This window comes from Seonamhaeicola sp., from assembly GCF_028281565.1.
Lineage (GTDB): Bacteria > Bacteroidota > Bacteroidia > Flavobacteriales > Flavobacteriaceae > Seonamhaeicola.
The window spans coordinates 17801-40909 of the sequence record NZ_JANQJQ010000008.1 but is presented as its reverse complement, the minus strand read 5'-3'; the positions used below and the strand labels follow the sequence as shown (position 1 = coordinate 40909).

General features: G+C 36.5%; 23 protein-coding genes. 4 read left to right on the top strand and 19 right to left on the bottom strand.

Annotation, left to right across the window (positions count from 1 at the left end; all coding sequences use genetic code 11):
• Nucleotides 1–78 precede the first annotated feature (78 nt).
• Genes Q0983_RS03135 through Q0983_RS03125 form a run of 3 tightly spaced genes read left to right on the top strand, consistent with a single transcriptional unit; the run spans nucleotide 79 to nucleotide 3662 of the window.
• Nucleotides 79–573 carry a GNAT family N-acetyltransferase gene (locus Q0983_RS03135; RefSeq protein ID WP_299548573.1) on the top strand — a complete coding sequence of 165 codons (495 nt, stop codon included), beginning with the start codon at nucleotides 79–81 and terminating at the stop codon, nucleotides 571–573.
• Nucleotides 560–1810 (top strand): aspartate kinase, encoded by a 1251-nt coding sequence (locus tag Q0983_RS03130; protein ID WP_299548570.1) that lies wholly within the window; start codon nucleotides 560–562, stop codon nucleotides 1808–1810. Before Q0983_RS03135 ends, Q0983_RS03130 begins: the two co-directional genes overlap by 14 nt.
• Nucleotides 1811–1832: 22 nt before the next feature.
• The gene (locus Q0983_RS03125; RefSeq protein WP_299548568.1) at nucleotides 1833–3662 is read left to right on the top strand and encodes a lysophospholipid acyltransferase family protein; all 1830 of its coding nucleotides are present in this window, start codon (nucleotides 1833–1835) and stop codon (nucleotides 3660–3662) included.
• Between the two features lie 553 nt (nucleotides 3663–4215).
• On the opposite strand, the gene Q0983_RS03120 is transcribed toward Q0983_RS03125, so the two are convergent.
• The 19 genes from Q0983_RS03120 to Q0983_RS03030 form a co-directional block, all read right to left on the bottom strand.
• The gene (locus Q0983_RS03120) at nucleotides 4216–4836 is read right to left on the bottom strand and encodes a protein-tyrosine-phosphatase (RefSeq protein ID WP_299548565.1); all 621 of its coding nucleotides are present in this window, start codon (nucleotides 4834–4836) and stop codon (nucleotides 4216–4218) included.
• 155 nt (nucleotides 4837–4991) lie between these two features.
• Nucleotides 4992–5513, bottom strand: coding sequence for a DUF6428 family protein (locus Q0983_RS03115; protein ID WP_299548563.1), 522 nt, complete (start codon nucleotides 5511–5513; stop codon nucleotides 4992–4994).
• A 76-nt stretch (nucleotides 5514–5589) separates the two neighbouring features.
• Nucleotides 5590–5913 carry a metalloregulator ArsR/SmtB family transcription factor gene (locus tag Q0983_RS03110; RefSeq protein ID WP_299548560.1) on the bottom strand — a complete coding sequence of 108 codons (324 nt, stop codon included), beginning with the start codon at nucleotides 5911–5913 and terminating at the stop codon, nucleotides 5590–5592.
• Between the two features lie 92 nt (nucleotides 5914–6005).
• On the bottom strand, nucleotides 6006–6455 hold the full coding sequence (locus tag Q0983_RS03105) for an NINE protein (RefSeq protein ID WP_299548558.1): 450 nt from the start codon (nucleotides 6453–6455) through the stop codon (nucleotides 6006–6008).
• Nucleotides 6456–6556: 101 nt separating this feature from the next.
• Complete coding sequence (locus Q0983_RS03100; protein ID WP_299548555.1) at nucleotides 6557–7321, bottom strand: sulfite exporter TauE/SafE family protein; 765 nt, start codon at nucleotides 7319–7321, stop codon at nucleotides 6557–6559.
• Between the two features lie 6 nt (nucleotides 7322–7327).
• Nucleotides 7328–7714: a VOC family protein gene (locus Q0983_RS03095; protein WP_299548552.1), complete on the bottom strand. Its 387-nt coding sequence runs from the start codon at nucleotides 7712–7714 to the stop codon at nucleotides 7328–7330.
• A complete protein-coding gene (locus Q0983_RS03090; RefSeq protein ID WP_299548549.1) occupies nucleotides 7711–8175 on the bottom strand; it encodes a DUF1801 domain-containing protein in 465 nt (154 codons plus the stop codon). The genes Q0983_RS03095 and Q0983_RS03090 overlap by 4 nt, the downstream gene beginning before the upstream one ends.
• A gap of 7 nt (nucleotides 8176–8182) precedes the next feature.
• Nucleotides 8183–8641, bottom strand: a complete 459-nt coding sequence (locus Q0983_RS03085; protein WP_299548546.1) for a DUF4199 domain-containing protein — start codon at nucleotides 8639–8641, stop codon at nucleotides 8183–8185.
• A 229-nt stretch (nucleotides 8642–8870) separates the two neighbouring features.
• Nucleotides 8871–9281, bottom strand: a complete 411-nt coding sequence (locus Q0983_RS03080; RefSeq protein WP_299548543.1) for a response regulator transcription factor — start codon at nucleotides 9279–9281, stop codon at nucleotides 8871–8873.
• 110 nt (nucleotides 9282–9391) lie between these two features.
• On the bottom strand, nucleotides 9392–10336 hold the full coding sequence (locus Q0983_RS03075) for a 2-hydroxyacid dehydrogenase (RefSeq protein ID WP_299548540.1): 945 nt from the start codon (nucleotides 10334–10336) through the stop codon (nucleotides 9392–9394).
• Nucleotides 10337–10452: 116 nt separating this feature from the next.
• Entirely contained in the window at nucleotides 10453–11826 is a 1374-nt protein-coding gene (mgtE, locus tag Q0983_RS03070; protein ID WP_299548538.1) for a magnesium transporter, read from the bottom strand.
• A gap of 20 nt (nucleotides 11827–11846) precedes the next feature.
• Nucleotides 11847–12641, bottom strand: coding sequence for a 16S rRNA (adenine(1518)-N(6)/adenine(1519)-N(6))-dimethyltransferase RsmA (gene rsmA / locus Q0983_RS03065; RefSeq protein WP_299548535.1), 795 nt, complete (start codon nucleotides 12639–12641; stop codon nucleotides 11847–11849).
• 19 nt (nucleotides 12642–12660) lie between these two features.
• On the bottom strand, nucleotides 12661–13092 hold the full coding sequence (locus Q0983_RS03060; RefSeq protein WP_299548532.1) for a GNAT family N-acetyltransferase: 432 nt from the start codon (nucleotides 13090–13092) through the stop codon (nucleotides 12661–12663).
• 21 nt (nucleotides 13093–13113) lie between these two features.
• A complete protein-coding gene (locus Q0983_RS03055) occupies nucleotides 13114–13443 on the bottom strand; it encodes a DUF4286 family protein (protein WP_299548530.1) in 330 nt (109 codons plus the stop codon).
• A 62-nt stretch (nucleotides 13444–13505) separates the two neighbouring features.
• Nucleotides 13506–15281: a tetratricopeptide repeat protein gene (locus Q0983_RS03050; RefSeq protein ID WP_299548528.1), complete on the bottom strand. Its 1776-nt coding sequence runs from the start codon at nucleotides 15279–15281 to the stop codon at nucleotides 13506–13508.
• A gap of 217 nt (nucleotides 15282–15498) precedes the next feature.
• Nucleotides 15499–15621, bottom strand: a complete 123-nt coding sequence (locus Q0983_RS03045) for a hypothetical protein (protein ID WP_299548526.1) — start codon at nucleotides 15619–15621, stop codon at nucleotides 15499–15501.
• Between the two features lie 379 nt (nucleotides 15622–16000).
• Entirely contained in the window at nucleotides 16001–17272 is a 1272-nt protein-coding gene (serS, locus tag Q0983_RS03040; RefSeq protein ID WP_299548524.1) for a serine--tRNA ligase, read from the bottom strand.
• A 42-nt stretch (nucleotides 17273–17314) separates the two neighbouring features.
• Complete coding sequence (locus Q0983_RS03035) at nucleotides 17315–18631, bottom strand: HTTM domain-containing protein (protein ID WP_299548522.1); 1317 nt, start codon at nucleotides 18629–18631, stop codon at nucleotides 17315–17317.
• On the bottom strand, nucleotides 18621–19559 hold the full coding sequence (locus Q0983_RS03030) for a bifunctional riboflavin kinase/FAD synthetase (RefSeq protein ID WP_299548520.1): 939 nt from the start codon (nucleotides 19557–19559) through the stop codon (nucleotides 18621–18623). Before Q0983_RS03030 ends, Q0983_RS03035 begins: the two co-directional genes overlap by 11 nt.
• Before the next feature lie 69 nt (nucleotides 19560–19628).
• On the opposite strand from Q0983_RS03030, the gene Q0983_RS03025 reads away from it, so the two are divergent.
• Nucleotides 19629–23057 (top strand): reprolysin-like metallopeptidase, encoded by a 3429-nt coding sequence (locus tag Q0983_RS03025; RefSeq protein ID WP_299548518.1) that lies wholly within the window; start codon nucleotides 19629–19631, stop codon nucleotides 23055–23057.
• Nucleotides 23058–23109 lie beyond the last annotated feature (52 nt).

Here is a 23109-nt window from a genome sequence, read left to right as displayed (position 1 = left end):
AATTTTCAATGAACTACAACGTTTTCGTGAAAGAATATTAGGTAAAAATAATGTACTTTTGATGACACAATTAAAATTATGGATTTTACTATTAGAGAAGCCACTAAAGATGATATGCCAGAGGTGTTGGCATTAATTAAGCAATTGGCTGAATTTGAAAAAGAACCTCATGCGGTAGAGGTTACCGTAAGCGACCTGGAAAATGATGGTTTTGGAGAACATCCTGCCTTCTTTTGTTACGTTGCCGAAGTAAACTCGAAAGTAGAAGGTATTGCATTGGGGTATCACCGTTACTCCACCTGGAAAGGGAAAGCCATTCACCTTGAAGATCTAATTGTGAACAAACGCTTAAGAGGTTCCGGAATTGGCTCGGCATTGTTAGATGAGTTTATAAAACACGGGCATCGCTTAGGCGTTAAACGCATTAATTGGGAAGTGTTAGATTGGAATGAGCCTGCTATTACCTTTTATGAAAATAAAGGTGCCAACGTCATGCGAGATTGGGACGTGGTTCAAATGAATGAAGAAGGCATAAAAAACTATATAGCAAAACTTAACAATGCAGGTATTTAAGTTTGGCGGTGCTTCTATAAAAGATGCTGAAGGCGTAAAAAATTTAGCTTCGGTTTTAAAAACCATAGGCTATAAAAACACCCTGGTAGTGGTTTCTGCTATGGGTAAAACCACCAATGCTTTGGAGGTTGTTATTTCAAACTATTTTAATAATAAAGCAGAATTACAAAGTTCGCTTCAGGATGTCATTAAGTATCACAATGATATTCTATTCGATTTGTTCGAAAACGAAAATCATCCCGTATTCAAAAAAGTAAGATCTTTTTTTGATGAACTCAATGGCTTTTTAAAGATCAATAAATCGCCTGATCGCAATTTTGTTTACGATCAGATCGTTGGCTTTGGCGAATTGGTTTCAACAACCATCATTAGCGAATATTTAAATACTATTGGCATAACAAATCATTGGGTTGATTCCAGGGAATTCATTAAAACAGATAATTATTACAGGCGTGCGAATGTGAACTGGAAATCCACACAAACAGCCATTTCATCGTCCTTAAACACATCTGTTTTAAACATTACCCAAGGCTTTTTAGGAAGTGATTCCAATAACTTTACTACAACCCTGGGAAGGGAAGGAAGTGATTATACTGCTGCTATTTTTGCCTATTGTTTAAATGCCCAAAGTGTCACCATTTGGAAAGATGTACCCGGCGTGTTGAATGCTGATCCAAGGTATTTTGAAAATGCTCAATTACTTCATAAAATATCCTACAGAGAGGCTATTGAATTGGCTTTTTATGGGGCTTCGGTTATTCATCCAAAGACACTTCAACCTTTGCAGCATAAGGAAATTCCGTTACAGGTAAAATCGTTTTTAAATCCGAAAAAACCAGGTACAAAGGTTGGAAAAGGCATCCCTATCGAGCCTAACATTCCTTGTTTTATAGTGAAGAAGCATCAGGTATTGATCTCACTATCATCCTTAGACTTTTCATACATAGTAGAAGAAAACATTAGTGACATTTTCGGTTTGCTTCATACTTATAAAATGAAGGTAGATGTGATTCAGAATTCAGCCATTAGCTTTTCGGTATGCGTAGACAATATCTATAATAATTTAGAAAAGTTGCTTCAGCAATTAAAAGCTAAATTTAGTGTAACTTGCCATGAAAATGTATCGTTGTATACCATCAGGCATTATACCGAGGCCACTTTGAACCAATTAGAGCAGGATAAAACCGTATTACTGAAACAATTAACACAAGAAACCGTTCAAATAGTAACTAAGTAAAGTATTTAGTACATTTACGCTCATGAGCAAACAACAAGATTTAGGACTTGTAAGCGCCAAAGAAGTAGCTAAAGCCATTCAATTGGATAAATATGGCTTTATTGGTACGTTTATTGGCTGGATTTTGATGAAGGTGCTTAAAATTTCTACGCTCAACAAGATTTATAAACGCAATAAGCATTTAAGTGAACTTGCCTTTTTGAATGGTATTCTGGGTGATTTCCAGATTAAATTTGAAATCCCGGAAGCAGATTTAAAGCGCTTACCAAAAGATGGGGCTTACATTACGGTTTCTAACCATCCGCTTGGAGGTATTGACGGTATTTTACTTTTAAAATTAATGTTGGAACAACGCCATGATTTTAAGATCATCGCCAACTTTTTACTGCACAGGATAGAGCCTTTAAAGCCTTATATCATGCCGGTAAACCCTTTTGAGGACAGAAAGGATGCTGCTTCCAGTATTTCCGGCTTTAAAAATTCCATTTTGCATTTACGCGAAGGGCATCCGCTTGGTATTTTCCCTGCTGGAGAAGTATCTACTTACCGGGACGGAAAATTAGTGGTAGATAAACCCTGGGAAGAAGCTGCCATGAAACTGGTTAAAAAAGCCGAAGTACCAGTAGTACCGATATACTTTCACGCCAAGAACAGCAAACTTTTTTATAAGCTTTCTAAAATTAGCGATACGTTCAGAACTGCTAAGTTACCTTCGGAGTTGCTTACCCAAAAACGCAGAACCATAAAGGTCAGGATTGGAAAACCTATTTCGGTAAAGGACCAAAAGGAGCATGATTCACTTGAAGATTTTTCGGAATTCATCAGGAAGAAGACCTATATGCTTTCCAATTCTTTTGAAAAGAAATCCAAAATACTGGATAATCTTTCTTCAACTTTAAAAACGCCTAAGCCGCCCAAACGTATCGTGACTCCTATTGAAACCTGCGTTATGGAAAGCGAGGTTGAAGTTTTGAGAAAAGAAGATTCAAGATTGCTGGAAAGTAAGAATTACGAGGTGTTTTTGGCTGCAGCCGATAAGATCCCCAATATACTTCGGGAAATTGGTCGCCTACGTGAAATCACCTTTAGGGAAGTAGGTGAAGGCACCAATGAAGCTATAGATCTTGACACGTTTGACACTTACTATCACCATATGTTTTTATGGGATCGGGAAAGTAAGCTTATTGTCGGTGCCTACCGTATGGGGCTAGGGTCCAAAATATTTGCGCGCTATGGTATCAACGGGTTCTATTTACAGGATCTGTTCAGGTTTGAACCCGAACTTTATAAAATGATGAGCGAATCTATTGAAATGGGTCGTGCCTTTATTATTGGAGCTTATCAGCAAAAACCCATGCCCCTATTTTTACTTTGGAAAGGTATTGTTCATACGACCTTACGTTATCCTGAACACAATTATTTAATAGGTGGTGTGAGCATTAGTAACCAGTTCTCAAACTTCTCCAAGTCACTTATGATCGAGTTTATGAAATCGCATTACTACGATCCCTATTTGGCGCAATATGTTCGCCCTAAAAAAGAGTTTAAAGTGAAGCTTAAGGATGCCGATAAAGATTTTGTTTTTGATAAAACCGAAGCGGATCTGAATAAATTCGACAAAATTATCGATGAAATAGAACCTGGGGCTTTACGCTTACCGGTACTTCTTAAAAAATATATCAAACAAAATGCCCGTTTAGTGGCCTTTAATGTAGACCCGCTGTTTAATAATGCCGTAGACGGGTTGATGTATATTAAAATAGCAGACTTACCCGAAAGCACCGTTCGTCCCGTTATGGAAGAGTTTCAGGCAGAATTGGAAGCCAAATTTTCGGCTACTAAAAACGGTTAATTACTTTATTCAAAACCATCACCAATAGGCGCTCTTTCTTTTCTATTTACTTCAATCAAAAGCTTATCAAAATTTGTTTATATTTGCCAGATAATAATTACAAATAAATAACGTTATAATAAGACATTTAATGTAAGAAAAGTTTTTGTTTTGGCATGCTTTTTGATAAATGTTTTTGATAAAACTAATTAATACTCCCCCTATGAAACTATTTAAAATCTTAACCCCAAAAATTATCCTGTATCTAATATTAATACTAACCGCGTTTACTTATTATTCATTTGTTGGTGTAGATGCAGAAAACGAGACTGATTTCCTTATTACTTTGATTGTGATAGCTATTTTGTGTGTATTTGCTATCCATGATATAAAAGACAAAATTAAATTTTTGAAAGGACAAAAAGACAGCCTTTAAGGCTTTATTTCCGGTCAACAGTAATGAAGGGATTATATTTATCTTAAAAAATTATTGGGCATTTTGAGTAAAATGCATAAGCATTAATAAAGTATAATCCTTTTTTAAATTTCAGACAAAGAGATAAACCATAATATCCTATTTCAAATCAGAAAACACAAACTTCATCTCAGTAGCTATTTCCAAACTTCTGTTAAAATAGGTTTCTGTTTGTTGTGATGTCCCATCGGATTTCTTAGGATCTTCATAGGTGATGGCGATACGTTTATCACAACCAAAAACCATGGGACAACCTTCATCTGCCGATGAACAGGTCATAATGGCTGCAAATTCTGAAGCTGGGTTAAAATCATCACCATATTGTTTTGAAAAAGCAATAATTGAAGGGTCATTATCCGAATACCTAATACTATAAACCGGGTTATTTCCTTCAGATAATTTAGCCATTTTGAACCCTTGGTTAACTAAAGTCTCACCCACTTTGCGAAACATAGCTGTAGCTTCGGTTCCTCCTGAATAACAAGACACATTTTCAATATTAAAATAAGCCGCCATGGTTTGTGCCCAAATTTGAGATAAATGACTTCTTCTTGAATTATGTGTACAGATAAAATTTAATCTGACGGGTGCTCTAGCCTCAATCTTCTCTTTTAAATAATCTACCAAAGGATTAAGAACCTCTTTTCTTTCTTCTGAAATAGTATTTGTTTTTAAAGATTCAATCGTCTTATTTATTTCTTCAAACAATGTTCTATTCATTTTTTTATTTGAGGTTGAATTCTATAGTTAAAAAAGTAATGCTTTGTCAGCCTGAAACGGGTTCAGGTTGACAGCTTTTGATACTTTTTAGACAGCCTTCTATTTTTAATTTACCAATTCTTAATGGATCCCTGCCAACATGGGAATGACAAATTTTAACAGCAATTTCCGTCCGGAGAACAACAGGGTTCACCTCCTGCTAAAGCAAGTTCTTTTTCTGCAGAAACAGTTTTATTAAGCTCTGTCGAAATACCACATGTTTCCTTTGCTTTACAATTGGTTTTTTCAACGGCTAACTTAAAGATTAAATTGTTGTTTCGTATTTCGAAATCGTTAACAAATAACTGAGCCGTATGAAATGCTGCATTACTGTATTCAAACTTCACTTCAGCCTCTAAATGATATGGCTTCATCTTACCTACTTTTTTAAGAATGCCTAAAGCCTTATAAACTGACATGTAATCTGTTTTACCCGTTTCTTCCGGGCTTTCCCACAATTGAATAATAGTTTCATTCCAGCTATCGGTTTTTGAGCCACAATCCACAGATTCAACGGCTAAATGCTTTACTTCGGTTATATGATAATTGGCCCCGACAAATAAATCAGGGGCGTATTCAAATAGTAACGATTTATCCCGGTGTTGTTCCAGTATATTAAATAATTCTTGTGTTTTCATAAGTTTAAATTTTAATAATTATTCTCCCTAGTTTTCCGTTTGAATGAGATATTTAAATCCCCGTTATAGGATGTGGTCAGCAACAATTCGCTTTGGTTGTGTTAAAGAATACGTTTAGTTCATCCTGAATGTCTGTCCAACGATCCACGTTAATACAATAACACATGCTCTTACCTTCAACTTCACCCTTGATCAACCCTACACTTTTTAGTTCTTTTAAATGCTGGGATATGGTAGCCTGAGCTAACCCGATCTCATCAACCAGATCATTACAGATACAAGCATTCTGATTACTTATATATTGAAGTATTGCTACTCTTGCCGGATGCCCTAATACTTTAAAAAACTGAGCCAGGTCATTTTGCTTTTGGGTAAATATTTGTGATTTGGTAATTCCCATAATTTTATATTTATATATTGCAATATTACGATATTAAACTTAAATAAAAAAGTCAAAACGCACTTATTTTGACTTTTTTATCTTTTTATATATTAAAACCAGGCTTTTTTACCGGCCTGATAAGTGTTATAAAATTCCTCATCCGACTTTGTTAAATAGATGATTCCTTCCACTACGCCAATCACCCAGGCAATTCCCGAAGTTATTCCACAAGTAAAAATACCTAATATGGCCATAACCAGAAATATGATACCTTCTTTATTATATCCTAAAATAAATTTGTGAATTCCGATGGTACCTAATAACAGGGCCAAAATCCCGGCAAGCACCTTTTTATTATCTCCGGTAGCTTTATCAAAGGCTTCTTTAGCTTCATCGGCAAACTCAGAAGCAGCTTCCTTGGCTTCTTCTGCAAACTCTTTGGCTTTTTCTTTAGCTTCTCCGGCTATTTCCCCTGCTTTATCGGCAGCTTTTTTTGCTCCTTCTTTGGCGTCTCCTAACATATCGTTTAGGTCGTCGCTTAAACTTTTTTCGTCAGACATTGTATTTTATTTATGGTTAGACTATAAAATTAAAAATTTAAATTCACTTTATATTATCTGTCTTTTAAATTTCAATTCCGTTACAGTTTAATAACATCTTCCTATCGGAATAACATGATGATCCCCCCAATAGCTGTAACTATTATTATAAAACGCCTGTAGTTTGAATTAGAAATAAGCTTTATCACTTTTGCTCCTACAAAAAAGCCCATAACCACTGCCGGAAACAGGGTCAAATTAAGAACTAAAGTATCTTTTGAAACCGTTTTCCAAACAAAAAAATGAAATGGCAGTTTGAATACATTCACAATGAAGAATAACCATGCTGCCGTACCTATAAACTCATTTTTCGGTAATCGCATAGCGAGAAAGTAAATGTTTGCTATTGGTCCCGCCAGGTTACCTATCATGGTAGCAAATCCAGCCAAAAATCCTGTGGAGTACGAAAAGGTCTTATTATGTGGTACGGATGTGGATTTACGACGTTCAAAATACCACATGATAAGGATGCTACCAATAATGATAATGGCCATAACCCGTTTAAAGACAACTTCAGAAATAGCATCACCTACCCAAACACCAAACAAAACCCCAACAACCATCCAGGGTAAAAGCATTCTGATAAATTTCCATTGGGTATGCCTGTTATAATAACTTACTGCCAGAATATCGGCACTTATAAGCATAGGTAACAGTATTCCGGTAGAAGCTTTTTCTCCAAAAACAAAGGCTAAGATCAAAATAATGACAATACCAATGCCCTTGATACCGGATTTGGATATACCCAAAACAAAAGCAGCTATACCAATGGCTACCCATTTAAAAAGCGATAAATTATGTGATTGAAGGATTTCGGTTATTCCCAAAGTATGTTATTTAAAAGCCGCATCAACCGGTTCCCAGAGTTCTATCTTATTGCCGTCGTTATCTAAAATCCAACCGAATTTACCATAGTCATATTCTTCAATATCACCAACCACAGTCACGCCCTCTTCTTTTAACGTTGTAATCAATTCGTGTAAATTCTCCACACGGTAATTGAACATAAAATCCTTTTTTGACGGCTCATAATAGGACGTATTTTCAGAAAAAGGACTCCATTGTGTAGAACAATCGTTGCCTTCCTTATCTTTCCACCAAAAGGTGCAACCGTAATCATCCGTATTAAAACCCAAGTACTTTTTGTACCAATCTTTAGTGGCCTTAGGGTCTTTTGTTTTAAAAAACAACCCGCCTATTCCTGTTACTCGTTTGTTCATTTTTTTCTGTTTTTAATGGAATCTTCATAAATCTGTATCCACTCTTCAGTACTTATTTTACCGGTAAGTTCCCCGATAAGTTCATAAGGAATATCATCCATCCGTTTTAACCGAATACAACTTTTCCCCATATCCAGTTTATACCTGCATCTCTTTGCGTATTCTGAAGTAAACCAGTCATACAATCCTTTTTTCGCATAAATGGTCATACTGTAAACCCCTATAAAGTTTTTTTGCGATGCCAAATTCATAAATGGCAGCGGAAGCTCAGGCGTACAGTGGTAGCCCTCCGGATACACCGAATGCGGAATAACATATCCCAGCATTCCATAGCCCATTTGTTCTTCTATACCTTCGGGTAGATTATCTAAAATTTGTTGCCTTAATTTTAGTATTGGTTCTTTTCGGTCTTCCGATAATTCGTCTAAATATTGTTGGGGCGTCGTAGCTTCAGATCTCATAACAGTACTATTTACGTTGTAATATTAAACCCGAAATTAAAGATATAATAAATCCGATAACCGTGACCAAAGAAAACATAAATATGCCGGCCGTAAGGCTTGTCATTTCCATGATCTCATCTTCTTTACCGGCATCACGCATCATTTTATAATAATTTTCAAACCATTCCGGGTTAATAAATTGGGTATAAATAAAATCGGCCAGAGCAATACCAATAGCTACCAAAACTGAAATTAACACCCCTATTAAAAGTGCTTTCCCAAAAGATACCGCCCCGTTATTTACTTTATCCCGGTAATGCTTAATACCAAAGAACACAAACGATAAGGATATAAAAATAGAGATATACCCTAAAATCTCGTTGGTTGAATAACTCAGATCCTTCCCTAATGTCAGGTGAAGTAAAAAAATAATTAAACCGGTTAACAAACCGTAAAAACCATACTTTAAAATTGTTGATTGCATAAATATTCGTTTTTAAAGATTAACAATTCAAAAGTAGGCAGCAACGGCATTTTAGGGGTCATACTAAAGTACCAAAGCCCTGGTACTTCAGTATAAAAGTACATGAATTTTTTAATTTGTAAATCTTTAAACCATATCCTGCAAGGTTTTGCAAACCTTGTAGGTATCCAAAACAAGTAAGTATACTTACAAGGTCCAAAAAAAGACCTTGGAGGTTTACCAAATGCCTTTAAATTATTTGATAATCCTTTGCAATTTGTAATGCTTGGGTGCGCCGTTTGGCATTTAATTTAACTAATAAGTTAGACACATGTGTTTTGATGGTGCTTTCCGAAAGGAACAATTTATCGGCTATTTCTTTATTGGATAAGCCTTCCGAAATGGCTTGAAGCACTTCATATTCGCGTTCGGTAATTTCTAATTCTGCAACCTTGTTGTGATTGATTTCGGTAGAAGGTGTTTGATTTTTATGCAAACTCTTTTTATTGATATAAATACCTATAATCAAGAATACAATGGCTATTACAGCAATGATGATCTCCATTTTTAAGCTCCCGGAAAGCACAGCATATTTACTTATTTGAAACAATAAGAGTATGGCAAAAATGAGAAGAGCAAAAACAAAAATAGTTTTCTTCATGTATTAAAAATAGGAAATATAATTATTTACTTTTCGATGCATCCCGATTAAAATCGGGATACTCTAAGTGACAAAACCCTTAGTTGGGTTGAAGAGATTCTTCAGTCGTTTCACTTCTTCTGAATGACAAAAGCTTTGATTTTATCTACAATAGTTTGTGCTAATTTTGCTTTACTTTCAATGGTCCATCCAGCCACATGGGGTGATAAAATTACATTTTCGGCTTGTATTAAATACTGAAACGCTTTCGGCATTTCAGTAGAAAACAAACTTTCAAATGATGCTTTTTCGTATTCCAATACATCTAATCCGGCACCCAAAATTTTACCGGTTTTTAAGGCGGAAACCAAATCTGAAGTTACCACACTTTTTCCCCTGGCCGTATTGATAAACCAAAATGGTTTTTTAAACGCATTAATAAAACTGGAATTTATCATTTTTAAGGTTAAGGGCGTTTGAGGGGTATGTAAACTGACCACATCTACCGTTTCCTGAAATTCTGATAAACTTACCTGAGTGGCATTGTCATCTCCAACACCGTCTTTAATGTCGAAACACAGCACCTCAACCTCAAAACCTCTCAGCTTTTTGGCAAAAGCCTTTCCCATATTGCCATAACCTATAATACCTACTGTCTTTCCATCAAGTTCAATGCCTCTGTTTTCTTCCCGTAGCCATTTACCTGTTCTAACCTCAGCATCTGCCTTATTTAATTTATTGAATAATGACAATACCATTCCCAAAGTGTGTTCTCCAACAGCATTTCTGTTACCTTCAGGTGCTGAAATCAAATAAATACCCTTTGATTCGGCATAATCACACTCTATATTTTCCAAACCGGCACCTACTCTGCCAATAAACTTTAAATTAGTTGCTGCATCTAAAAACTGTTTGTCTACGGTAAACCGACTTCGGATAACGATACCATCATATTCTGAGATTTTAGCTTCCACTGCTTCTTTTGAAGATGTGTAATCTTCATGATTCGTGAATCCTAAATCGTTAAGTTGATTGATTAATAGTTCTTGATTGGTATCTAAGTGAAGGACTTTCATATACAATAATTATCGGGCAAAATTACGAAGTTTTGCGTTAGTGATTGCAGTGGAAATCCTTTTGTTTTTCAAAAGATTGCAACGGAAAGCACGGCCCGCAGGGGAACGCCCAAATATTAAATTCCAAGAATGAGTTTAGCTATCCAGAAATAAAGTAAAATACCTAAAATATCATTGCTGGTAGTTATGAAAGGCCCGGTGGCTATGGCCGGATCTATACCGCGTTTATCTAAAAAAAGCGGTACAAAAGTCCCTATTAAGCCCGCTATGATAATAACGGCTACTAACGATACTGAAATGGCCAGAGCTTTGGTCAAATTACCATCATAACTCCATACAAATAGAAATAAGAATATAGCCAGAATAAACCCATTGAGTGTTGCTAACAGCATTTCTTTTAAGAGCCTGCTATTGATGCTTCCTTTAACGTCATCATTCGCCAACCCCTGCACTATGATGGCACTGGATTGTACCCCAACATTTCCAGCCATGGCAGCTATGAGTGGCGTAAAAAAGAACAGTACGGCATATTGTTTAAAGGCTTCCTGAAACCCTTCCATGATCAAAAAGGCACCTACACCACCAATTAAGCCTAAAAACAGCCAGGGTAAACGGGCTCGTGTGAGCTCTATGATACTGTCATCAGAATCTACATCACCGGTAATACCTGCCGCTAACTGATAGTCCTTTTCGGCTTCTTCCTTTAATACATCTACAATATCATCAATAGTAATTCTACCTAAAAGTGTTTTGTTCTCGTCTACTACCGGAATGGCTTCCAAATCATATTTTGCCATGACCTTGGCAACTTCTTCGGCATCTTCATCAACAGTCACATAGTCTACATTAGAAATATAGATATCGGCTATTTTCTGATCGTTCCTTGCAACAATCAAATCTTTTAAAGATAAACGACCAATTAGTTTTTCTTCTTTTGTCACAACGTAGATCGAATGCACTCTGGTAACCTCCTCCGCTTGCCCTCTGATCCGGCGCAGGCATCCTGCAACCGTCCAGGTTTCATATACTTTGACCAACTCCTTGGCCATTAATCCCCCGGCAGTATCTTCGTCATAAGTAAGAAGTTCTTTAATTTCTTCCTTATGCTCTTCATCCTCAATTTTTGCAATGACTTCCTGCCGACGTTCCTCAGGAAGTTCTGCAATCATATCAGCAGCATCATCGGTATCAAGTTCCTCAATCTCCTCAGCAATTTCTTTAGCCGATAGATTTTTTAATACTTTTTCCCGATTGTCTTCATCGAGCTCCATCAACACATCTGAAGTAGTTTCGGAATCCAGAAGTTTAATCACATAAATAGCCTCTTCCAGATTAAGTTCATCCAGAATTTCGGCTATATCGGCATAATGAAACTCCTTTAAAAGCTTTTGTAATGCTTTGTCGGTTTGTTCTTCGACAAGTAATCTTACCTGCTCTAAAAGTTCATCTGTAAGCTCAAACTGTTGTATGTTTTCTTTTTCTTCAGACAAATGTGAAAACTTTAAAAGATTCAAGCGTCCTTTTCAATCCTCAAAGTAAGTTCTATGAACTCAGGAACACTTAATTGTTCCGGACGCTTGCCAAATATACTATTTGCTTTTAAATTATCTGATAAATTGAATGTTTTTAAACTGTTACGAAGTGTTTTTCTACGCTGCTGAAATGCTGTTTTAACCACTTTGAAGAATAATGTCTCGTCACAAGGTAATTTATAATCTGTTTTTCTAATAAGTCTTAAAACGCCTGAGTCCACTTTAGGCGGTGGATTAAAAACTGATGGTGGCACCGTGAATAAATAGTCCGCATCATAAAATGCCTGGGTTAATACAGATAGAATACCATATACTTTACTACCTTCTTTTGAACAGATACGCTGTGCCACTTCTTTCTGAAACATCCCGGTGAACTCCGGAATCTGATGGCGCCATTCTAATGCTTTGAAAACTATTTGTGACGAAATGTTATATGGAAAGTTTCCGGTTATGGCAAAAGATTCGTCATTAAACACCTGGCCTAGGTCATATTTCAGGAAATCCTTTTCAATGATCCGCGATGCCAAATTAAGGAAATTGGCCTGCAGGTATGCTACAGATTCGGTATCAATTTCAATCACATAGGTTTCAACATCTTTTTGTAACAGGTATTTGGTGAGCACGCCCATGCCCGGGCCAATTTCCAACACTTTTTTGTACCCGTTCAAAGTAAGTGTATCACCTATTTTCCTGGCAATATTTTCATCTTTTAAAAAATGCTGGCCCAGATGTTTTTTTGCCTTTACCTGATGTTGGTTAGAATTACTAGCCACGAATTATTGATGCTTTAATTTATTTTTTCCCAAAATATCTATAGACATTGGTTGCCCTTTTTTTAAAGCCTAACTTTTGATATAGATTGTTAGCAGCAATACGCTCCGGGCTTGATGTTAAATCTATTTTATTGACACCTTTACTAATGGCATAGTCTACGGCAAATTGGGTTAAGCTTTTACCAATGCCCTTGCCCCTGGATTTATCACTAACTACTACATCCTCTATCCAAGCTTTTTCTCCCGTTGGTATTTTGTTGAAAACCAGGGTTAATGTTCCTATGATGTCATGGCCTTCTTTAGCAATAAAAAGTTTTGTGTTGTCTGAATAGACTATAGTTTCCAAATCTTTTCTTGTGGGTAATGCACATGTAGAAGCGAGTAAAGGGATTAAATTTTTAAAAGCATTTAAGACCTCATCATTTACGCTTTCTAATTCTCTTATATCCATAGGTTCCGTTTCAAAAGTGTATTAATTAGGGTTAATGTCTACGAAATACTCGTCTATTAACTCCAGTTCTGTTCTAAAAGCCACCATTTTATCGGCAAATCGTTTTATGGCGTCAGCCCGCATTCTTTGGGCATCTTCTTCATAGTAGGCGTCTAACGCTTCTCTTGAATGGGCTCTATATTGAATGGAATATGTAACACCACCCATATCTTCTTTTACCAAAACTCTTGTTAATGTAGCTTTATTAAATTTTCCGGTTGATAAAACCTCCGGAATATGATCTTTGATCCATGCCAGCCATTCGCCATGAATAGATTCATCAATATTTGCTGTTACGTTATATATTATCATAATCTAGTAAAATTTAAAACTCAAGCACTAAATTCCAAAGCCAAAATATTCGAATTTGAGATCTAATTTATAGCATCACCACGTAATGCTCTATATCGTTTTCTAGCCTCCACAAAATAAATGCTATCGGCATGATTGAAAATGATCTGCTCATACAACGGTTTTGCCTTTTCCGGTTGATTTAATGCTTTTTCATACAAAAGCCCTAAATTAAAATACGCATCATCAACCAAAATACCATCTCTATAGTTTTCAATGAGCAGCTCAAAGTTGGTTACCGCTTTATCCAAAGCGCCTTGTTCCTTAAATAATTGCCCCTGCTTAAACAGCGTTTGAGCTATGATTGGTTCCGTTTTATGTTCGTTTAAAATTTTGTTCAATAATGAAATGGCTTCGTCCTTTTTATTCTGAAATGCCAGCAGATCTGCTTTGGCATAAAGCTTTAAAGCGGTTTGAGTTGAGTCCTCATACTTATTGTCAGAAATAAGGAGTTTTAAATCTAACGCATCGTTGGCTATCAATTGTGATGTTGATGATTTTAAAACTTTAAGTTGTGATTCCGCCCACTTAAAATCGCCTTTATAATAACTGGTTTTTGCTACCCTAAATCGGGCTTCCTGAGATACCGTACTATTCTTCAAATTACGCTGAATTTGGGTATAATAAATTAATGCCTGATTGAATTTCTCCTGCAAAACCAAAATATCACCCAGTTCTAATTTTACCTGGGCTTTTTGCAATTCTGATAAGGGCAATTGCAATGTTTTTTCTAAAAATTTAGAAGCTTCATTGGTTTTATTCATATAAAAAGCCAAAAAATGACCATAGGCTATTTGCAAGTTTAAAGTCTGTGAAAAGGTTCCAAATTCTTCAAAAAGAGTTAAGTATTTTTCATTTATGATGTCATAATTTTCGGCAGAACTTTCTTTGGTCTCAATCTGAATCAAATTATAATGGGCTCTTAGTTTAGTGTCCAGATCCTGTGCCGTATCAATGATATAATTGAAAATTTCTTTAGCTATATCATTTTTATTTTCATTGGCCGAAATTAAAGCCAATTCTTTAATTCTTTCTAAACCTTCCGGTTGTCTGTTAAAAATGGCTTTTTCCTGAATAAAGGCTTTTTTAAAATCTTTTTGTTGGATGAATAACCAACTTAGCATTTGGTTCCAAAGTAAGTTGGGTTTTTGCTGCATTTTTTTTAGCAAAATTTTTCTGAACAGCACATTATTTTCGTTGTCGCCATTATCACTTAAAAATCCGTTTATTCTCCGTTTTATATCGGGTAGAGCCACCTGGTTAGATTCGGCAAAATTCAAATAGCTGTTCAGCATCTTTTCAATTTTGCCTTGTTCTCCGTATAACTGGGCCAATTGAATGTTAAAATTATAATCCGGATTTAATTGCATGGCTTTTTCATAGGCAATAACCGCTTCATTTAAAAGCGAATGACTTTGAAAAGCTCTGGCTATAGCGAACACGTTACTTGGCCTTAAATCTATATGATCCAATGCCTTTTTATAGTTTAAGTTAGCTTGTTCCAAATCATTTTTAAGCTGATAATTAAATCCTAACTCAACATAAAATGCCGGGTAATTTATTCTTGCAACAAGTTTTTGAAGAAATGCTTCTGCTTCATCATATTGTTCCAATTGCTGATGTGAAGCTACGATCTGATTGATGTAATTTATGTTTGAAGCACTTTGGGCATACAACTTCTTATACTCATGGAGTGCCTTTTCATACTCGCCCCTTTTAAAATAATCCATGGCCAAGTTAGCATCTTGTGCAAATAGATTAACCGATAAGAGTAAACATAAAACGAAAAGCAATCTCATGATGTAAATATAACAAATGTGCGAAGTAGTCATTCTAAATATTATGATAAAAAAATGCCCGAAATAAATTTCGGGCACACTAACCAACCAAAAATAAATGTTCCATTAACTACCGTTAAATTTAAAAACGATGGTATTATTCAGATTGGGGACAACTTTTTTAATAAGGAAAAAACCTTAAATCTTTAACAAAGGATTCCTTAAATGATATAAATCCCTATTTGCTCACAATAGCAGTTGAGTTATCTTCGGACTTTACAATTTGAAAGTCTGAAAACAACACCTTACCTGCGAAAAAAATGAGTGCAATTAAAATAATAAGGCGCTTTAAATTTTTCATGGTTAGTAGGTTTGATAGATTTGGTGAGGCTAACATCTAAAATAAAACCACAAAAACAAAGAAAATTGAATTAATTTCGTTGAACAGCGTTAATAACTTGCACTTTATCGATTAAAATAATAAAACCCTACAGATTTGTAAGGTTTTATTTTCGCGATATATATGTTATAAAATGCTTATGACCCGTTTTTTGTCATAATATAGATTTTCTGTCATGCTGAACTTGTTTATTCACGAGTATTAGATCATAAATTAAAAAGAGTTCATGAATTTTCAATTTCAGCATCGCATAATAACTTTAAATCAATATTATGAGACCCTGAAATGAATTCAGGGTGACACTAGGGTTATAATTGATTATGGACATTCAAAAAATGCTTTAATCTATGATTTTAAAGCCTGTATAAGACTGTAAAACTTCAGGCACTACAATACCTTCCTTTGTCTGATAATTTTCTAAAATTCCGGCTAATACTCTTGGTAATGCTAATGAACTTCCATTTAAGGTATGCGCCAATTCGTTTTTACCATTACTGTTTTTAAAACGAAGCTTTAACCGGTTAGCTTGAAAGGTTTCAAAATTAGAAACAGAGGATATTTCCAACCATCTGTCCTGGGCCGTTGAAAATACTTCAAAATCATACGTTAGAGCTGATGTAAAGCCTAAATCGCCGCCACACAGTCTTAATATTCTATATGGCAATTTTAATTCCTGTAAAATGGTTTTAACGTGAGCCACCATACCATCTAAAGCATCATAAGATTTGGAAGGGTGTTCTACCCGTAATATTTCAACTTTATCAAACTGATGCAATCTGTTCAAGCCTCTTACATGCGCTCCGTAACTTCCGGCTTCACGGCGAAAACAAGGGGTGTATCCCGTAATGGCCAAAGGCAGTTCGCTTTCGCTTAAAACAACATCTCTGAAAATATTGGTTCCGGGGACCTCAGCTGTTGGTATCAAATACAAATTGTCGGCCGTGACATGGTACATTTGCCCTTCTTTATCCGGCAGTTGCCCTGTTCCAAAACCTGACGCTTCGTTCACCAAATGCGGTAACTGGAATTCTGTATAACCTGCTTCGGTATTCTTATCTAAAAAATAGGTTATTAAAGCCCGTTGCAGTTTGGCTCCTTTCCCTTTATAAACCGGAAATCCGGCTCCTGTTATTTTGTTCCCAAGCTCAAAATCTATGATGTCATACTTTTTAGCCAACTCCCAATGCGGTAAGGCACCCTCCTCTAAAACGGGGATATCCCCTTCTCTAAAAACCTCTTCGTTATCATCTTCAGTATTTCCTGCCGGAACAATATCGTTGGGAACATTTGGGATTTTATAAAGCAATTCATTTAACGCATTGGTCTTATTATTAAGATCTTCAGAAAGTTTTTTAGAAGCTTCTTTTAACTCACCTGTTTTCGCTTTTATAAGATTCGCTTTTTCAACCTCACCGGACTTGAACAACATACCAATTTCTTTTGAAAGTGCATTAGACTCTGCCAAGGTATTATCCAACTCCGCCTGAATACGTCTCCTGTCTTCATCAAAAGCAATTACCTGGTTAATATCCTCGGTAGCATCCATGTTTCGCTTTGCTAAACGGGCTATCACCAAATCCTTATTGTCTCTAATAAAAGGTACTTGTAACATGTCTTGAAAATTTGAGCGACAAAAGTACATGATTTTTTATAATCAATCTGCTTTTGAAGGCAAAATCCACTTACTATGTTTGAAAGTTTCCCAGGCTACATTAGCCAAATCCACATCCGGGTTTGTTAGCTGTTTATAAGGCTTTCCATTTACACTTACGCTACAGTTTACAAACACTGAGATCTCCTGGTTGTTTTCTTTAAACTTTTCTTTTAACCGTTGTGCAAACTGCCAAATAACATCCGGTTTGGTACTGGCTCCTCTTTGCTGCTTTTTGCTTAAATAGTCATCCAGTTTTATAACTATTTTACTCCCGGTTTCTTTTACCTGAACGATATAAGTCGCAGATCCGCTTTTGGCCCTGAGCATCATGCGCCATGAAAGCCTGTGCCCTTCTTCGGTCCATAACACATCGTCTTCAATAATATGATGCCGCAATGGTAACAGTATTTGAAACACAAAGTAAATCCCAAAAAGCGTGATAAACGGTGCTTTATAATTAGGTACTATGATGTCTTCTGAGTTATAAAAAGGTTTCCTTTTAAGGAAGATCCTGTGAATAGTTTCAGGTTCAAAAAAGAACAAAGAAAACGCTAATGACAAATACGGAAAGATACCTATTTGAAAGATAAACGAATTGAATAAATGGAAGAAGATCGAAGCAAAAAACGCATATTTCCTGGTGGGCTTAAACAATAGTAACGGAATGATTAAGCCGTCAAAAAGAATACCGCCATAGGCTAAAAAATGATGCACCCATTTTTGTTGAAGCAAGTCGCCTACCAAAAAATAATCGGCCTTTGGTTTCATGAGCAATTCTATAACCGTCGTGTCTAACCAATCCGGATATAGTTTTGCAACCGATGCGTAGGTGTAAACTATAAAAAGTTGTAGCACAAATACCCATTTACACCAATATGGCATTGATAAACTTTTTAAACTTGAGTTTCGTTTTGCATCAATAGAAGCGTATCTGTTTGCCGGCATAAAAGTCATTATGCCACATAAAAGCATGAGCAAATAGTAGTGATTGTTGTATGACGACTTTTGCATTAAATAGGTTGCTGACCACATAAGTCCGAAAGCTATGATACTGAACCTGTATTTATACCCCAGCATCACGAACAAGCCAAAAACTCCCATAACGGCATAATATACATACATCCAATAGCCGGGCAGGGGTTGTAACCATTCAAAGCCAACAAAACTAAATGTAAACTCAGGATCTATTAATGTTCTTTTTATCCAACCTGTAAAAATGGCTCCCACCGATTCCAAAAAACAAAGGAGCCCGAAAATAATCCGGAAAACTACCAGTGCAGAATTATCAATATGTTTGAACAACCACTTATTGACCATGCTGGTTGGCTATATAAGTAAGTGCGGTGCCTTTATCTTTTTTAAGTTGATCTTTTAAAACAGCAACCGATTCAAATTTTTCCTCATCACGAATACGCTTTAGAAGTTCTATTTGAACATTTTGATTATAAATATCCTCTTTGAAGTTAAAAAAATGCACCTCAATAGTTTCTTTTTGCCCATTAACTGTTGGGTTTATGCCTATGTTCATCATACCATAAACAGTATTACCCTCAATAATTGCTTTTACAATATAAGCGCCTTGTTTAGGTATTAATTTATAATCTTCTTCAATAGTAATATTTGCTGTTGGAAACCCTATTTGCCTTCCCAGGCCTTTGCCTTTTGTAACAGTTCCGGTTAGCATAAAATTATAACCTAAATATGCGTTGGCTTTGGTGATATCTCCCTTATTTAATGCATTTCTGATTTTAGTAGAACTCACTGCCACATCATCAATATCCTGGGCCGAAATTTCTTCCACTTCAAACCCATAAACCGCTCCAAACGTTTTTAGGTCTTCAATATCGGCATTTCTGTTTCTTCCAAATCGGTGATCATAACCAATGATCACTTTTTTGGCTCTTAGCTTATCAACCAAAAGTTCTTTTACAAAATCTTCTGCAGTCAATCTGGAAAACTCATGGGTGAATTCTTTTATCAGCAAAAAATCCAACCCGACCGACTCTAAAATCTGGCGTCTTTCATTAATCGTATTGATCAATTTAATATTGGAATCTTTTTGAAGCACCATTCGCGGATGCGGAAAAAACGTAAGTATTACAGATTTTAAGCCTTCTTGCCTTCCCGTATTTACAAGGCGATTAATAATTTTTCTATGCCCTATATGAACGCCATCAAAAGTGCCGATGGTAACCACCGTAGGTTTAACAGATTTATATGCTGTAATGTTTTTTACACTACTCATTTAGTACGCTAAATTGTTAAATTAATTTAAAAAAGTTAGATTTGTTATAAAATTGCCCTGAAAATCTTTATGAAAACAAAACTACATTATGTTTTTTCAATAGCAATGCTTTTGGTTACATTTTCAAGTATTGCTCAAAATTCTTCTTGGAAAAAAATAGAAACCGTTGAAAATTTTGAAAGGATCTCTAAGTTTGAAATAGATCAAAATAAAGTGCATCTATTTAAGCTGGATAAAGCTTTATTTAAAAGGCATACTGCCTCTGTAGCTTTGAGGAATTCAAAAGAAAAAGGCGAACATACAATCATATCACTTCCCGGTATTGAAGGCACCATGGAGCGCTTTAATATTTATGAAGCCCCCGTTTTTTCCCCGGAACTTGCGGCAAAATTCCCGGATATAAAATCGTATATAGGGTTTAGTTTAGACCATCCCGGAGTCCGGTTAAGAATGAGCGTGTCACCTGAAGGCGTCCAAACTATGATTTCATATCCGGATAAACCAAACGTGTTTATGCAACCTCTTGAAAGCGGATCTGACACTTATGTTTTATATGATAAAAGCGACAGGCATGGTCATGATGATCTAGATTGTAAAACAATGGAGTCATTAAACGAAACCTTAAAAAATAACAATTCAACTTTAAAAGTTGATGAAGGCGGGGCTAATAATCAAACCCTGCAAAAGTTTAGAATTGCCATTTCCGTTACAGGTGAATATACTAATTACCATGGTGGTACGGTTGCCGGAGCTTTAGCCGCTGTAAATGCTACGCTGAGTAGAGTCAATGAAGTTTTTGAAACCGATATGGCCGTTACCTTTGAACTCGTAGCTAATAATGATTTAATTATCTATACAGATCCCGCTACGGACCCGTATTCTGATGCCGGTACAGGCTCAGGTGGAGCCTGGACTAATGAAGTTCAGACAACAATAACAAATATTATTGGTGAAACCAATTACGACATCGGACACCTCTTTGGTGCTTCCGGTGGTGGTGGGAATGCCGGTTGTATTGGTTGTGTTTGTACTAATAACTCGAAAGGAAGCGCTTATACTTCGCCCTCAAATGGTGTTCCTCAAGGTGATTTATTCGATATTGATTTTGTAGCTCATGAAATCGGGCATCAAATGGGTGCCAATCATACTTTTGCTTTTGAAAGTGAAGGCACCGGAGTTAATTCTGAGCCTGGTAGTGGTACTACTATAATGGCTTATGCCGGTCTTCAAGGTGCTGATAATGTGGAATTGAATGGCGATGATTATTTTCATTATCACAGTATCAAACAAATATTGGATAATCTAACAGGGAAAAGCTGTCAAACTACCGAAGCCATTACTAATAATCCGCCAAGTGCCGATGCCGGTAATGATTATACAATTCCTAAAGGAACCGCTTATGTTTTAAAAGGATCCGCTACTGATACCGATAGCGGAGACAACCTTACCTATTGCTGGGAACAAATTGATAGCGGCGTTACAAACGCCTTGAACTTCGGCCCAGCATTGACCACAGGACCGATGAACAGGTCATTACCACCTTCAAGCACTTCAGATAGATATATCCCAAGATTCAGTAGTGTTTTGGCAGGAAACACAACCCAAACCAACCCTACCCTGGGCAGTGATTGGGAAACCGTAGCAACCGTTGGAAGAACATTAGATTGGGCATTAACCGTAAGAGACCGGTCTCCAAGCACGTCATCCGGTGGGCAATCCAGTTATGACACTATGCGGATAACCGTTGAAGATGTGACGCCTTTTACAGTTGAAAACCCTGTTTCCTGGCCACAAGGAAGCAATCAGGCCATCACCTGGGTTGTGGGGCAAACCACCAATGGTACCATTAACTGCCAGAACGTGAATATCCTGCTATCAACCGACGGTGGTTTAACATTCCCAACTACCATTGCATCCAACACACCTAATGATGGTTCTTTTACATATACTGTTCCGGCCATAGCAGATACCAATCAAGCCAGAATCCTTGTTGAAGCTGCTGATAATATTTTTTATGATGTGTCTGATTTTGACTTCTCCATTTCTTCGGATCCGGACTTTTTTATAGTAAACGAAACCTTAACACCAATAGGATGTGGAGAAACTACAGCTACTTTTACATTTGATTATGAAGCGGTTAATGGTTTTTCTGAAACCACAACATTCAGTGCTTCAGGAAATCCATCTGGTTCAACGGTTACATTTTCACCAACTAATATGAACTCTTCCGGAAGTGTGACTATGACAGTTTCCAATCTAGGTAGTGTTCCCCAAGGTGATTATACCATTGTGGTTACCGGAACTTCAACATCAATAACCAAAAACAAAAATATAGACCTGCCGTTTTACAATGGTATATGCCCGTCTGTAGCCAATACGGAATATAACACAAGTACTACTTTAGTTCAGTTCAATACTATCAATAGGTCCTCCGGCAAGCCATCCGGGTATAGTGATTATACTTCAACCTCTACAGATGTAAATAGAAATATTGCTTATGATCTAACGGTTCACGTAAACACTGATGGTAACTTTACAACGAATACCCAGGTTTGGATTGACTGGAACCAAAATTGTAGTTTTGATGATGCCGGTGAAGCATACAATTTAGGTGATGCTACTAATGTTGCCAATGGCGCAACAGCAAGTTCACCGCTTTCAATCATGGTTCCTGCCAGTGCGGTTACCGGTACAACAACTATGAGGGTTTCAACAAAATATAAAGATGACGGCATAGTTACCGCTTGTGAAAATGGTTTTGATGGTGAGGTTGAAGATTATTCCATAAATGTTGTATCTAATACATCGTTCGACACATCCATAACTTTAGTAGCATTTAATACGATCAATAATGCATCGGGAAAAGTTTCTGATTATTCTGACTACTCTTCCATTTCAACAGACATTAACAGAGATAGTAGCTATGATTTAAATGTTAATGTAAGTACCGAAGGTAATTTTACAACCGACACTATGGTTTGGATTGATTGGAACCAAAATGGTGTTTTCACCGATCCGGGTGAGGCGTATGATCTGGGTGAAGCCACCAATGCTTCTAACCAGGCAACCGGTAATTCACCTTTATCTATACATGTTCCTGTTGATGCTGTTTTAGGGAATACCGTTATGAGGATAGTTACCGGATACGATGGTGGCCAACCCCTGGCACCTACTACAAATGGTGGTGATGGTGAAGTTGAAGATTACACCCTAAACATTTTACCTACCGAAAGTATTGAGCAATTCGGTTTTGAGAATTTTATAGTATATCCAAATCCCAACAATGGGGAATTCACCATCAAATTAAATGGCTCTTTAACAAGAGACATTACTGTTGAGATCTTTGATTCCAGGGGTAGATTTCTATTTAAGGAAACTTTTGGGGCTACCGGTGATTTTGAAGAGGACATGACATTACATTTCGTGCAATCCGGTATGTACATTTTAAATGTCAGCGACGGGTTGAAAAAATCTACTAAAAAGATCATTGTAAAGTAGAGATTCTTCACTTCCTGCCTTTTCCAGCAGGTAGTTGCTCAGAATGACATTT

Bases quoted from the DNA above. Each gene is read 5' to 3' on its own strand.
- Q0983_RS03135 (WP_299548573.1), top strand. From the start codon at position 79: ATGGATTTTACTATTAGAGAAGCCACTAAAGATGATATGCCAGAGGTG.
- Q0983_RS03130 (WP_299548570.1), top strand. From the start codon at position 560: ATGCAGGTATTTAAGTTTGGCGGTGCTTCTATAAAAGATGCTGAAGGC.
- Q0983_RS03125 (WP_299548568.1), top strand. From the start codon at position 1,833: ATGAGCAAACAACAAGATTTAGGACTTGTAAGCGCCAAAGAAGTAGCT.
- Q0983_RS03120 (WP_299548565.1), bottom strand. From the start codon at position 4,836: ATGAATAGAACATTGTTTGAAGAAATAAATAAGACGATTGAATCTTTA.
- Q0983_RS03115 (WP_299548563.1), bottom strand. From the start codon at position 5,513: ATGAAAACACAAGAATTATTTAATATACTGGAACAACACCGGGATAAA.
- Q0983_RS03110 (WP_299548560.1), bottom strand. From the start codon at position 5,913: ATGGGAATTACCAAATCACAAATATTTACCCAAAAGCAAAATGACCTG.
- Q0983_RS03105 (WP_299548558.1), bottom strand. From the start codon at position 6,455: ATGTCTGACGAAAAAAGTTTAAGCGACGACCTAAACGATATGTTAGGA.
- Q0983_RS03095 (WP_299548552.1), bottom strand. From the start codon at position 7,714: ATGAACAAACGAGTAACAGGAATAGGCGGGTTGTTTTTTAAAACAAAA.
- Q0983_RS03090 (WP_299548549.1), bottom strand. From the start codon at position 8,175: ATGAGATCTGAAGCTACGACGCCCCAACAATATTTAGACGAATTATCG.
- Q0983_RS03085 (WP_299548546.1), bottom strand. From the start codon at position 8,641: ATGCAATCAACAATTTTAAAGTATGGTTTTTACGGTTTGTTAACCGGT.
- Q0983_RS03080 (WP_299548543.1), bottom strand. From the start codon at position 9,281: ATGAAGAAAACTATTTTTGTTTTTGCTCTTCTCATTTTTGCCATACTC.
- Q0983_RS03075 (WP_299548540.1), bottom strand. From the start codon at position 10,336: ATGAAAGTCCTTCACTTAGATACCAATCAAGAACTATTAATCAATCAA.
- Q0983_RS03060 (WP_299548532.1), bottom strand. From the start codon at position 13,092: ATGGATATAAGAGAATTAGAAAGCGTAAATGATGAGGTCTTAAATGCT.
- Q0983_RS03055 (WP_299548530.1), bottom strand. From the start codon at position 13,443: ATGATAATATATAACGTAACAGCAAATATTGATGAATCTATTCATGGC.
- Q0983_RS03050 (WP_299548528.1), bottom strand. From the start codon at position 15,281: ATGAGATTGCTTTTCGTTTTATGTTTACTCTTATCGGTTAATCTATTT.
- Q0983_RS03045 (WP_299548526.1), bottom strand. From the start codon at position 15,621: ATGAAAAATTTAAAGCGCCTTATTATTTTAATTGCACTCATTTTTTTC.
- serS (WP_299548524.1), bottom strand. From the start codon at position 17,272: ATGTTACAAGTACCTTTTATTAGAGACAATAAGGATTTGGTGATAGCC.
- Q0983_RS03035 (WP_299548522.1), bottom strand. From the start codon at position 18,631: ATGGTCAATAAGTGGTTGTTCAAACATATTGATAATTCTGCACTGGTA.
- Q0983_RS03030 (WP_299548520.1), bottom strand. From the start codon at position 19,559: ATGAGTAGTGTAAAAAACATTACAGCATATAAATCTGTTAAACCTACG.
- Q0983_RS03025 (WP_299548518.1), top strand. From the start codon at position 19,629: ATGAAAACAAAACTACATTATGTTTTTTCAATAGCAATGCTTTTGGTT.